Genomic DNA, 12,298 nt, shown 5'->3' on the forward strand with positions numbered 1-12,298 from the left:
GCACCCGCCTCCTCCGCCTCCTCCGCCGACGGGACCGTCGCGCCGCCGATGGACGACCGCATCCGCGGCGACGTCCATCTGCTGGGCGAGCTCCTCGGCCAGGTCCTGCGGGAATCGGGCGACGACAGCCTCTACACCGACGTCGAGCGGCTCCGCGCCCTGACGATCGGCGCCTACGACAGCGGGCACCCGGACGAGCTCGCCGCGGCGGAGGAGTTCGTCGCGTCGCTGACCGCCGAGCGCGCCGAGGAGGTGGCGCGGGCGTTCACCTGCTACTTCCACCTCGTGAACGTGGCGGAGGAGTTCCACCGCGTGCGGGTCCTGCGCCGCCGCGACGCCGACGCCGGCGCCCAGCGGCCCGAGGACTCGATCATCGCGTCGATGGCGACCCTCACCGACGAGCTGGGCGAGGAGGAGGCGTTCGAGCGCCTCTCGCGCCTGGAGTTCCGCCCCGTCCTCACCGCGCACCCGACGGAGGCGCGCCGCCGCGCGGTCTCCTCCACCATCCGCCGGATCAGCGCCCTGCTCGAGCAGCGGGACGACCCGCGCACGGGCGGCGTCGTGCTGGTCGAGAACCGCCGGCGCCTGCTCGCCGAGGTCGACACGCTCTGGCGCACGGCGCCGCTGCGCGAGTCGAAGCCCAGCCCGCTCGACGAGGTCCGGACCGCGATGAGCGTGTTCGACGAGTCGCTGTTCTCCGTCCTGCCGCGGGTCTACCGCCGGCTCGACGACGCGCTGCTCGGCGACGCCTCCGGCACCCGCAAGCCGATCGCCCCCGCGTTCGTGCGCCTGGGCACCTGGATCGGCGGCGACCGCGACGGCAACCCGTTCGTCACCGCCGAGACGACCCTCGAGGCCGTCGACATCGCCGCCGAGCACGTCCTGATCGGGCTCGAGCGCGTCGCCCGCCGGGTCGGCCGCTCCCTCACGCTGGACGCCGGCACCACTCCCCCGTCGGCGGCCGTCGAGGCGCTCTGGGCCGCAGGGGTCGAGAAGGCGCCCGAGCTCGCCGCGGTCATCGCCGAGCGCTCGCCGAGCGAGACCCACCGCCGCGTCCTGCTCTTCACGGCGGACCGGCTCGCGGCGACCCGCTCCGGCGGCGCGCTCGCCTACGGCTCCGCCGCCGAGCTGCTCGCCGACCTGCGGACCCTGCAGGACTCGCTGATCGAGGCGGGCGACGTCCGCTCGGCCTACGGCGACCTGCAGGACCTGCTCTGGCAGGTGGAGACCTTCGGCTTCCACCTCGCCGAGATCGAGGTGCGGCAGCACTCGAAGGTGCACCGCGAGACCCTCGCGGCGGTCCGCGCCGGCGGCGAGCTCGACGAGCGCAGCATCGAGGTCCTCTCGGTCTACCGCGCCATCGCGACGATCCAGGAGCGCTTCGGCACCGACGCGGCCCGCCGCTACGTCGTGTCGTTCACCCAGTCGGCCGAGGACCTCAAGACGGTCTTCGACCTCGCCGAGGCGGCGACCGACGGGAACCCGCCGATCATCGACGCCGTCCCGCTGTTCGAGACGTTCGCCGACCTCGACGCCTCGACCGACATCCTGGCCGAGATGATCCAGCTGCCTCAGGTGCGCGCGCGCCTCGCCGCGACTGGGAACCGGCTCGAGGTCATGCTCGGCTACTCCGACTCCTCGAAGGACGTCGGCCCCGTCTCGGCGACGCTCGCGCTCTACGACGCGCAGGCGCGCATCGCGAAGTGGGCCGAGGACGAGGGCATCGTGCTCACGCTCTTCCACGGCCGCGGCGGCGCCCTCGGCCGCGGCGGCGGACCGGCGAACCGCGCGGTGCTCGCGCAGCCGCCCGGCTCGGTCGACGGCCGCTTCAAGCTGACGGAGCAGGGCGAGGTCATCTTCGCCCGCTACGGCAACCCGGACATCGCCACCCGGCACATCGAGCAGGTCGCCGGTGCCACGCTGCTCGCCTCCTCGCCCTCGATCGGCGAGCGCAACGCGGGCGCCGCGGACCGCTTCCGCGACGTCGCCGCGACGATGGACCGCGAGTCGCGCCGCCGCTTCTTCGAGCTGGTCAAGGCCGACGGCTTCGCGCCCTGGTTCGCCCGGGTCACCCCGCAGGAGGAGGTCGGCCTGCTCGCGCTCGGCTCGCGGCCGGCCCGCCGCGGCCTCTCGGTCGAGTCGCTCGAGGACCTGCGGGCGATCCCGTGGGTCTTCGCCTGGACCCAGGCCCGCGTCAACCTGACCGGCTGGTTCGGACTCGGCAGCGCCCTCGAGGCGGTCGGCGACCTGGACGAGCTGCGCACCGCCTACGAGACCTGGCCGCTGTTCACCACGATGATCGACAACGTCGAGATGTCGCTGGCGAAGACCGACGAGGGCATCGCCCGCCGCTACCTGGCGCTCGACTCCCGCGACGACCTCGCCGGTCTCGTGCTGGACGAGATGGAGCTCACCCGCCGCTGGGTGCTGTCGATCACCGGCGAGGAGAGCCTGCTCACCGGGCACCGCGTGCTCGGGCGGGCCGTGCGGCTGCGCACGCCCTACGTCAACGCGCTGTCGCTGCTGCAGCTGCGCGCGCTCCGGGCGCTGCGCACGGATCCGGGCGGCTCGGGCACCGAGCAGAACCAGCGGCTCCTGCTGCTGGCCGTGAACGGCGTGGCCGCCGGCCTTCAGAACACGGGTTGATCCAGCTCGCCGCGGGACTCCTGCGGGAACGACGGAACCCCCGGTGGCCTGAGCGGCTGCCGGGGGTTCCGTCGTCGTGCGGGTGGAGCGGTGCGGATCAGATCTGCGCGCCGTGGTCGAACTTCTGCGGGGCGCCGGACTCCTGCGCGGCCTTCGCCTCCTCGTACTGCTTGCGGACGGCGACCATGTCGAGGCTGCGGACCTGCTCGAGCAGGGAGTCGAGGGCCGGGGCGGGCAGGGCGCCGGGCTGCGCCATCAGCGGGATGCCGTCGCGGTAGACGACGAGGGTGGGGATCGACGAGATGCCGTAGCTGCCGGCGAGCTGCTGCTGGTCCTCGGTGTCCACCTTCGCGAAGGTGACATCCGGGTTCTTCTCGCTGGTCGCCTCGAAGACGGGGGCGAACTGGCGGCACGGGCCGCACCACTCCGCCCAGAAGTCGATGAGGACGATGCCGTCGGAGACGGTCTGGTCGTGGGTGTCGAGAGTCATCGCTGTCGTGGCCATGAGGGATGCAACCGACCCGATCCGCGCGCTATTCCCGGGCTGCAGGAGGGGCTGCGGGCGGGACGGCGTCGAGCAGGTCGAGGAGGGTGCGCGGGCCCAGAGCCGTGGCGCCGAGCTCCTCGATCCGGGCGACGAGGCCGCGGTCGGCGGTCACCACGCGGGCGGTCGGCCCGATCGCCGCGACGCGCTCGACGATCGCGTCGTCTCCGGAGCCGGCGGCGCTCTCGACGCTCAGCCGTCCGCGCGGAGCCGCGTCGACCGCGTCGGCGGTGCGTGCCGCCCGGGCGTCGCCCTCGAGGACGACCGCGATCCGCGGCCAGACCGTGTCGGCCTCGACGGCGAACAGCGAGCCGGGGACACCGAGTGCCGCGAGGCGCCCGAGCGCCGCGACGAGGCGCTCCGCCGCGCCGGCGCGGTCGCGCCACCAGCCGTCCGGACGCGAGCCGACGACGTTGGCCGCGTCGACGACGAGGACGCACGGCTCGGTGTCGAGGGCGCGCAGCTCGCGCCAGGAGGCCTCGAACCCCGGGTGCAGCGGGAGCGCGTCGACCTCAGCCGGCGGGACCCAGCGCAGCTCCTGGCTCTCGGCGTCGGCGATCCGCGGGGTGAAGTGCTCGAGGGCCCGGGCGACGACGGTGGTGTAGCTCCAGGGGCCGATGGTGACGACGCGGGAGAGGACGGGCACGACGATCCCGTCGGGCACTCCGGCCTCCTCGACCGATTCGCGCAGGGCGCCCTCGAAGGCGGTCTCCTCGGGGTGGCGGGCGCCGCCCGGGAGTCCCCAGGTGTCGCCGAAGTGGCTCCAGGTGGCGCGGTGCTGGAGCAGGACGCGGCCGTCCGGGTCGCGCAGCAGCAGCCCGGCGGCGCCGAAGCGGCCCCAGAAGCGCCGCCCGTCGCCGATCTCGACCCAGCCGTCGCCGAGCGCGGCGTCGAAGGGGTGGCGCGGAAGCGCTCCGCCGTCGGCCGGGCCGTCGCTCGTCATGCGCTCCAGCCTTCCACATCGCGCCGACCGTCCCGGACCGCCCGCCGCCCAGCACCGAGTCGCTCACCGGCTCGGATCGTGCACCTGGCAGAATCGACGGATGCGCCGCTCGAGGATCCTCCTGCCCGCGACGCTCGCCTGGCTCGGCGTGATCGCGCTGATCACCCTGACGCCGGCGCCGTACCCGGCCGGTCAGCCCTCGGCGCTCGTCCGCGGGATCATCGCGTTCCTCGCCTCCACGCCGCTGACCGCCTGGTTCACCTTCGACGTCGCCGAGTTCGTCGCCAACGTGCTGATGTTCGTGCCGCTCGGCGCGCTGGTCGCGCTGCAGCTGCCGCGGCGGCGCCGGCTGCTCGCCGCGCCGATCGGCCTCGGCGTCTCGGTGATCGTCGAGACGATCCAGCTGCTCGCACTGCCCTCGCGCGTCGCGGACGTGCGCGACCTCGTCTCGAACGGCACCGGCGCGCTCCTCGGTGCGCTGCTGGTCGTCGTGCTCGCCCGTCTCCCGCTCCGCCCCCGGAAGGACCGCACCGCGCATGCCCGCTGACACCCTCGTCGTCCTCGGCCGCCCCTCGCTCGACGCTCCGGCGCACGACGCAGGCTCCGCATCCGTGCTCGATGCGACCGGTCGGGGCGGGCTGGACGTCACCGACCTCGGCTTCACCCGCGGCGACGGGGTCTTCGAGACGATCAACCTCGTCGACGGGCGGCTGCAGGCGCTCGACGCGCACCTCGACCGGTTCGAGACCTCGGCGCGGATGCTGGACCTGCCCCGCCCGGACCGCGCCGCCTGGCGGACGGCGATCGACGAGGCGGTCGCCGCCCACCCGCGGGTGCCCGAGGCGATGGTGAAGACGATCCTGAGCCGCGGGGTCGAGGGCGACGGACGGCCGACCGGCATCGTCTTCGTGCAGACGAGCCCGGACTTCGGGCCGGCCCGCCGGGACGGCGTGCGGGTGGTGCTGCTCAACCGCGGACTGCGCTCCGATGTGCAGCACACGTCGCCGTGGCTGCTCGCCGGCGCGAAGACGCTCTCCTACGCGGTCAACCGGGCGGCCTCGCGCGAGGCGCTGCGGCGCGGAGCGGACGACGCGCTGTTCGTCTCCAGCGACGGCTTCCTGCTGGAGGGGCCGACCTCGAACCTGGTGCTGCTCGCGGGCGGCGAGCTGGTCACTCCACCGCCGAGCCTGGGGCTGCTGCCGGGGACCACGCAGGCGGACCTCTTCGAGCTGGCAGGCGGGCTCGGGCTGGGCACAGCGGAGCGCCCGCTGCGGGCCGAGGACCTCGCGGCGGCCGAGGCCGCCTGGCTGGTCTCCAGCGCGCGGAACGCCGCGCCGATCCGCGCGGTGGACGCGCAGGAGCGCCGCGTCGACCACGAGCTCACGGCCCGGATCAACGCGGCGCTCCTCGCGCGCTAGGGGCGGCCGCTCGGACCGGCCCGCTCAGGCGCGACCGCTCAGACCTGGTCCTCGACGTCGGCCGCACCGCGGTGCAGCAGGCCGCCGCGCGTGTAGTCCAGCGCCGGGTCGGGGCTGCCCTGCACGCGCTCGTCGGCCGCATCGTCGTTGATCACGGCGGTGACGATGCCGCGCCAGTCGGTGCCCTCGGCGACGGCCTCGTCGGAGCCGACACGGCGGGTGACGAAGACCGCTTCGCCCTCCTCGCCGCTGTGCGAGATGATCGCGAGGACGCCGACCGCGCGGCCGTCCGGGTGGCGGACCTGCCACTCCTCGTGACCCGACGGGACCAGGAGGAACTCGAGTCCGGCGTGCGGGAAGGGGCTCTCGCGCAGCTCGGACGGCGAGCCGCTGTGCTCGGGCGCTCCGCGGGTGGGGACGCCCTCGCCGGTGTCCTCGCCGTAGCTGTGGTACGTGCTCATGGTGAACCTCCTCGGTCGGCGGCCGGTGGGGCCGCGGATCCCTCGTCGATGGGACCACCCCCATCATGGCTTCGTAGACTGGACGGATGCAGATCCCGGTGACCGGCTCCGTCCGCGTGGACGCCTGGCTGTGGGCGGTCCGCGTGTACAAGACCCGCTCGGCCGCCACGACGGCCGCCCGGGCCGGTCACGTCCGGGTGAACGGCGAGCGGGCCAAGGCCGCGCAGACCGTGAAGGTCGGCGACGAGGTCCGCGCCCGCATCGGCGGCTTCGACCGCGAGCTCGTGGTCCGCGGCCTGATCGTGAAGCGGGTCGGCGCGCCCGTCGCGGCCGAGTGCTTCGAGGACCGCACTCCGCCGCCGCCGCCGCGCGAGGCGGCCCCCGCGATCATCGAGCGCGACCGGGGCGCCGGCCGCCCGACCAAGCGCGATCGGCGCGAGATCGAGCGGCTCCGCGGCTTCTGACGGCACCTGCTCACCGGTCTCGCGCTCGGCCCGTGATCGCGCGCCACGGCTCTGCGCGGCTGCTCGGCGGATTTTTATAATGAGGGCATGTCAGTTCTCTCAGCTCCGATTCTGCGTCTGGCAGCATCGATCCCCCTCCCCCGATCGACGCGGCGGGACCGTGGACGAACGGGGCGACTGAGCGCAGCCGTCGCGGCGATCGCGGTCGTCAGCGTCCTGATCTCGGGGAGCGGGGCGTCGGCCGCGCCCGGCGGCGGCTCGCCGGCTGGCAGCGAGCTGCCGCCCGCCTCCTTCAGCCTCGTGAAGAGTCCGAGGACAGGTCTCGTCTACAAGGCGTGGGAGGTCGCTCCGGGGATCGCGGTCGCCACTCAGCCGAGCGGTGTCGGGGGGATGGCGATCTCGCCGAAGGGCCTGCGGGCCCAGCGGCTCGTGAGCTCCCTGCTGTCCGAGCTCCTGACGGCGGAGCCGTCGAAGAGCCTCGTCGAGGTGGTGCCGGACCTCCTCGGGGCGAGCGAGGTGAAGGGCAACCGGTTCCTGCAGGTCAACGGCGACGTCTCCGACATCCGGGTCCTCGTCGTCCCGGGGGACAGCTGGTCGTCCTCCCGTCTGAGCAGGGAGCACGCCATCACTGGAACCGGGTCCGACTCGTTCCTCACCTTCGACCCGGACCGCATCTCGTCGTACTTCGATGAGGAGACCGGGCAGATCCGCGCCTTCTCACCGACGGCGACCTTCGCCCACGAGCTGTACCACTCGGTCCAGGCGCTCGCCGGTTCGCAGGTCGGCAAGGAGTACGAGCTCTCGATCCCCACCCCGGTGCGCAGTGGCGACCTGGGGACACCCGGCACTCCGGAGAAGGATCAGCGGGTCTTCAGCCTGGTCGACGAGCTCGTGACGCAGGGAGGACCGCGCGGTCTCGCGGCGGTGAAGGACTGGCTCCTGAGTCCCGACCCCGCAGATCCCGGCGAGGAGGCTGCAGCGGAGTCGGGAAGCGACGACTCCTACGGGGAGGCACACTTCGCGCGGGGCCCGAATCCGTTCCTGAACTTCGCACTGATGCGGGCGACGACGGAGGAGCAGGGCGCGGAGAGCGGACCCGAGCACGTCCGCGATGCTCTCGGGCGTCGAACGCGAGCCCTCGACCGGCTCGTGACGCAGCACCCCACCGAGATCAGGATCGCCGAGGAACTGCACATCCCGGCCCGCGCCGAATACGAGCCGATGGTGCGGAGGAACGGCGCCGGGACGCTCCTCAACAACGTCGGGTCGTTCGAGAAGGCCGGGCCGATCGGGCACATCGACCTCCTGTATCCGCTCAGGTCCCCCTACCTCCGATGGGAGACGACCCTCGCCGCCGTCTGGTCGCGGACGAACAGCCCCGAGGAGTCGGCACCGGCGGCCTCGGACGCCCTGTGCGTCCTCTGCGACCTGAGCCCGAGCGCCGTCGACGGCGCCGGCTCGACCGCGGCCCGCCCGAGGACGGTCCCGGGTCCCGCTCCGGAGGGTTCCGCGCCGGAGGAGGAACCGTCGCCCGAGGAGAGACCGGCTGCGGAGACGGGCCCGCCCGGGCGGGAGCTGCCGGGTTCCGGGAGGCCCCTGGCGCCGGAGGCGGGTCTGGCGGACGACGCTGCGGCGGCGCGGATGGCGGCGCTGGCGGAGCGGTTCGGCGGGGAGTACGTGCCTGCTGAGGCGCGGGCGAGCGTGTGGAAGGGGTTCGAGGCGACGGCGTCCGAGCTGATGCGGGGCTCGGTCGGGAGCGGCGAGGGCATCGCGAACGCGGTGTTCGCCGTGAAGGGACTGGTCGATGCGTTCAGCGGGGACTCGGACGCGCTGACGGACGCGGTCGCGGTCTCGGGGGTCGCCTCGGTGGTGGTCCCGGAGATGGGTCCGCTCGCGGTGGGGTTGGGGACGGTGCTGAACCTGCGGAACTTCGCCGAGACGGAGGACGGGTTCCAGCTGGCGGAGGCGGTCGTGGGTCTGGTGGCACTGGCGTTCCCGGAGCTGGGTCCGGTGGCGCTGGTGATCGCGATGCTCGATCTGTGGCTGCGCGGGTCGGACCCCGCGGAGTGCGAGTCACCGGGGCAGAAGCTGATCGACGCGTTCCAGTGGCCGGCACACGAGGCGCTGTCGCGGATGACGCGGGTCGCGGCCGAGAAGGAGCTGACCGCGGTGCGGCTGGCGCAGGACCAGATCGCCTACCGGGCCCGGTTCGCGCAGTCGCGGATCGTGCTGGACGCGGTCGCGCAGGGGTACACCGCGGAGACGCTGCCGCCGTCCGTGCAGGGCGCGATCGACGACATCCAGGTCTCCGCGAACGAGGCGCTCCAGCTGACCTGGCAGGCGGGCCTCCAGGACCTGCGCAGGACGATCCGCGTGCTCACCGATGAGGTCAACGCCGGGAAGACCTTCACCGACTTCCGTGCGCAGTGGGTCGAGTCGGTGAACGAGAAGGGAGGCCTGACCCAGTGCGGGTCCGTCAAGCACACGGTCTCGGTGGACGAGCTGCCCTCGGTGAACACGCGTCCGATCGACCCGGACGCCTATCACGGCGCCGCGGAGGCGCAGTTCGGGTCGATCACGAACGAGACCCTGGACCTGTACGAGCACGCCGAGAACAGCCTGCGCCTGTTCGACCCGTCGAAGAACGCCCTCGTCGTCCCCTCCGTCGACCCCGTCGAGGTGGTCCACGCGATCACCCGCACCGACCTGCCGACCGCCTTCACCACCACCGGCGGGCGCTCGGCGGAGCAGACGGTGTCCCTGCTGAAGGGCACGGGGACGGCGGTCACGTTCGTGAGGGTCACCGACGAGGCGACGGGCGCCGTCGTCTGCGGTGCGCAGAAGGTCGACCAGGAGGGCCTCTGGCGCTGCGATTCCGGGCCGACCCCGTTCCAGGGACCGGGGACGACCCGCGAGTACCGGCTGTGGACGTCTCCGACCGACAGCGGGGAGTACACGCGCACCGAGCACCTGCTCAGCATCAGCACCGCCGGTGCCGCGACGACCGTCCCACTCGCGTTCGACGACCTCCACGTGAACGGACGCACTGTCACCGGAATCGTCCCCGCAGGCACCTCCGTCGTCCTGCGGCATCTGCCTCCGGGGATGTCCGAGGGGTACGGCGACGGTCCGGACCTCTCCGACCCCGTCACCACCGGCGCCGACGGCGCCTTCACACTGACCCTCTCCCCGGAGGCGGCCGGCGGACGGACGCAGATCGTCGCCGCTCGTCACGGCGAGGTGATCAGCCTCGCCGTCGATCTCGATCGGCCCGCCGCGCCCGCGCCGGCGTCAGGGCCCTCCGTGACCGCTCTGCGCACCACGATCTCCGCCGGGAGTCCGACGCTGACCCTCACGGGTGCAGGCTGGCCGATCACCACCAGCGTCGGATTCCGGCTCGACAGCGGAGCACGCTTCACCTCCGTCGTCACCGACGAGCACGGCGCCTTCGTCACCGAGGTCACTCTTCCTCCCGCGCTCGCGACGCCGGGCAGCCACACCCTCACCGCGAGCGACACCGGCACGACGAACACCGTCCGCACCGTCACGATCGTCGTCACCGGGTGATGTCGTCGGGGCGCATCCGTCTCATGCTGGTCGAGTAGCAGCGCAGCGGCGTATCGAGACCTGCCGTTCTGAAGCAGGGTGGATCTCGATACGCCCGCTCCGCGGGCTACTCGATCAGCATGAAGGCGGGCCGCTGCCTGAGCTGCTCGATCAGCAGGGAGAGGGAGTCTCGGCGCTCAGGGAGCGAGCGCGCGCGCCCGCTCGAGGAGGTCCTCCGCGACCTCGTCGAGGAAGCGCTGCTGCAGGGCGTCGCCGACCTGGACGAAGGCGATGTCGGTGAAGCCGGCCTCGATGAAGGGGACGACACTCTGGGCGAGCTCGTCGAGGTCGGGGCCGCAGGCGATCGACTCGGCGACGTCCTCCGGGCGCACGAACTGGCTGGCGCCCGCGAAGCCGGCCGGGGTGGGCAGGTCGGCGTTGACGGACCAGCCGCCCGCGAACCAGCGGAACTGCTCGTGCGCCAGGGCGATCCCCTGCTCCTTGTCCGGCGCCCAGCAGATCGGGATCTGCCCGATCGAGCGCGACGGAGCGGCGTCGGCACCGCGGACGGCGGTCCACTGCGAGATCAGCTCGGCCTCGGGCTCGGTGGTGATCAGGTGGTCGCCGAGCGGGGCGAAGCGCTCGATCGACTTCTCGCCCGAGACGGCGAGGCCGATCGGCACGGGCTTGTCCGGGAGGTCCCAGATCCGGGCGGAGTCGACGCGGAAGTAGTCGCCCTCCCAGGTGACCAGCTCACCGGTATGCAGGGCGCGGATGATGTGCACCGCCTCCTCGAGCATGTCCTGGCGTGCGGAGACGGCGGGCCAGCCCTCGCCGACCACGTGCTCGTTGAGGTTCTCGCCCGAACCGAGGCCGAGGAGGAAGCGGTCGTCGGAGAGGATCGCGAGGGTCGCCGCCTTCTGCGCGATCACGGCGGGGTGGTAGCGGATGGTCGGCGCCGTCACGTAGGTGGCGAGCTCGATGGTCGACGTCGCCTGCGCGACCGCGCCGAGCATCGTCCAGGCGTAGGAGGCGTGCCCCTGCTCGGTCAGCCAGGGCGAGTAGTGGTCACTCGAGACCGCGAACTCGAAGCCGTGCCTCTCGGCATCGACCGCGTAGCCCACCAGCTGCTTCGGGCCGCTCTGCTCGGTCATCAGGGTGTAGCCGAATCGCACCATCGTCCGCCTCGTTCCGCTCGTCGTCGTCGCCGTGCCGGAGGGCAGGCGTCCATCATGTGCGTCCATCGTCGGGCGGGGACGGGTGGCGCCGACAGCCCCTTGCCCGCCGGGCGGGGGCGGGCTAGCGGCGCCGCGCGTCAGACGAAGCGGACGCGGTTCTGGACGCGGGTGCGGACCTCGAAGGACTCGCCGTAGCCCCCGAGGCGCGGGTCGTCGGTGCCGGAGCGCAGCAGCTGCGGGAGGAGGGAGCGGCGGAGGAGCACGTCACCCGCGTGGCGACCGCGCTCGACCTGCTCGTAGGGCTGCTCGAGCGCGTCGTCGGGGACGACGATCACGCTCGCGGAGAAGCGCACGCCGAGCTCGCGGCCGAGGCGGCGGGCGGCCTTCGAGAGCGAGGCGAGCGGCTTCTCGTCCTCGGCCAGGCCCACACCCTCGACCTCGCCCTTGCGCAGGCGGACGGGCTCACCCCAGTCGGCCGAGGTCAGGGCGAGGAGACCGGACGGGCCGAGCACGAGGTGATCGATCTTGACGCCGCCGTCGCCGACCGCGACGTCGTTCCAGATCGTGAAGGCGATGCCGAGGGCGCCGACCAGGGAGGCCGTCGCCTCCTCCGCGTGGGCCTTGGCCAGCCAGGAGCGGACCTCGCGGGGGGCAGAGCGCACCAGCGCCGGGTCGAAGGGATCGTCGATCTCGACGCCGCGGCCGACCCACTCGCGGACGAGGCGGAGGTAGTACTCGCGAGCGGCGCCACCCGGGTGGCCGTAGGAGCGGGCGCGCACCGAGGACGCGGTCTGCTGGCGCGGCGAGCCGGTGTACGGCGCGTGCGAGGAGGCACCGGGGGCAGGCGCTCCGCGGTCGTAGTCGACGCGGGCGCCGGCGCTGCCGATCCGCTCCCAGGCGACCTGCACGGCGTGGAACGAGGCCGCGTCTCCCCCGGTGTCCGGGTGGGTCTCGCGGAGCAGGCGGCGGTAGGCGCGCTTGAGCTCGTCCTCCGACGCGCTCGCGGGGACGCCCAGCACCTCGTAGGGGGTGCGGGCGGCGTGGCTGTCTGGCATGTGCTTCCGGAGGGTCGGGGGCGGCGGGTGAACGCCCGGTCTC

10 protein-coding genes are annotated in these 12,298 nt (G+C 73.3%); 5 read left to right on the top strand and 5 right to left on the bottom strand.

Going from position 1 to position 12,298, the window contains the following annotated elements; all coding sequences use genetic code 11:
- The first annotated feature begins 48 nt into the window (after positions 1 to 48).
- Positions 49 to 2,646, top strand: a complete 2,598-nt coding sequence (locus MT351_RS15685; RefSeq protein ID WP_123736012.1) for a phosphoenolpyruvate carboxylase — start codon at positions 49 to 51, stop codon at positions 2,644 to 2,646.
- Positions 2,647 to 2,743: 97 nt separating this feature from the next.
- Here the strand turns inward: MT351_RS15685 and trxA are convergent, their stop codons facing one another.
- Positions 2,744 to 3,151 carry a thioredoxin gene (trxA, locus tag MT351_RS15690; protein ID WP_243582609.1) on the bottom strand — a complete coding sequence of 136 codons (408 nt, stop codon included), beginning with the start codon at positions 3,149 to 3,151 and terminating at the stop codon, positions 2,744 to 2,746.
- Positions 3,152 to 3,179: 28 nt separating this feature from the next.
- Complete coding sequence (locus MT351_RS15695) at positions 3,180 to 4,133, bottom strand: NUDIX hydrolase (protein ID WP_123735904.1); 954 nt, start codon at positions 4,131 to 4,133, stop codon at positions 3,180 to 3,182.
- A gap of 100 nt (positions 4,134 to 4,233) precedes the next feature.
- Between MT351_RS15695 and MT351_RS15700 the strand changes: the two genes are divergently transcribed.
- On the top strand, positions 4,234 to 4,680 hold the full coding sequence (locus tag MT351_RS15700; RefSeq protein WP_165909061.1) for a VanZ family protein: 447 nt from the start codon (positions 4,234 to 4,236) through the stop codon (positions 4,678 to 4,680).
- A complete protein-coding gene (locus MT351_RS15705) occupies positions 4,670 to 5,551 on the top strand; it encodes an aminotransferase class IV (protein WP_243582610.1) in 882 nt (293 codons plus the stop codon). The genes MT351_RS15700 and MT351_RS15705 overlap by 11 nt, the downstream gene beginning before the upstream one ends.
- Before the next feature lie 38 nt (positions 5,552 to 5,589).
- Here the strand turns inward: MT351_RS15705 and MT351_RS15710 are convergent, their stop codons facing one another.
- Positions 5,590 to 6,012 carry a hypothetical protein gene (locus MT351_RS15710; protein WP_243582611.1) on the bottom strand — a complete coding sequence of 141 codons (423 nt, stop codon included), beginning with the start codon at positions 6,010 to 6,012 and terminating at the stop codon, positions 5,590 to 5,592.
- 86 nt (positions 6,013 to 6,098) lie between these two features.
- On the opposite strand from MT351_RS15710, the gene MT351_RS15715 reads away from it, so the two are divergent.
- Both MT351_RS15715 and MT351_RS15720 read left to right on the top strand, forming a co-directional pair.
- Positions 6,099 to 6,476: an RNA-binding S4 domain-containing protein gene (locus MT351_RS15715; RefSeq protein WP_123446113.1), complete on the top strand. Its 378-nt coding sequence runs from the start codon at positions 6,099 to 6,101 to the stop codon at positions 6,474 to 6,476.
- Between the two features lie 87 nt (positions 6,477 to 6,563).
- On the top strand, positions 6,564 to 10,043 hold the full coding sequence (locus tag MT351_RS15720) for a hypothetical protein (protein WP_243582612.1): 3,480 nt from the start codon (positions 6,564 to 6,566) through the stop codon (positions 10,041 to 10,043).
- A 176-nt stretch (positions 10,044 to 10,219) separates the two neighbouring features.
- Here MT351_RS15720 and MT351_RS15725 read toward each other — a convergent pair whose 3' ends face one another.
- Together MT351_RS15725 and MT351_RS15730 are read right to left on the bottom strand one after the other, a co-directional pair.
- The gene (locus MT351_RS15725) at positions 10,220 to 11,200 is read right to left on the bottom strand and encodes a TIGR03557 family F420-dependent LLM class oxidoreductase (RefSeq protein WP_123446112.1); all 981 of its coding nucleotides are present in this window, start codon (positions 11,198 to 11,200) and stop codon (positions 10,220 to 10,222) included.
- Positions 11,201 to 11,337: 137 nt separating this feature from the next.
- Positions 11,338 to 12,255, bottom strand: a complete 918-nt coding sequence (locus tag MT351_RS15730; protein WP_132436379.1) for a J domain-containing protein — start codon at positions 12,253 to 12,255, stop codon at positions 11,338 to 11,340.
- Positions 12,256 to 12,298: the final 43 nt, after the last annotated feature.

Source organism: Rathayibacter sp. VKM Ac-2926, from assembly GCF_022815565.1.
In the GTDB taxonomy this organism is placed as follows: Bacteria; Actinomycetota; Actinomycetes; order Actinomycetales; family Microbacteriaceae; genus Rathayibacter; species Rathayibacter festucae.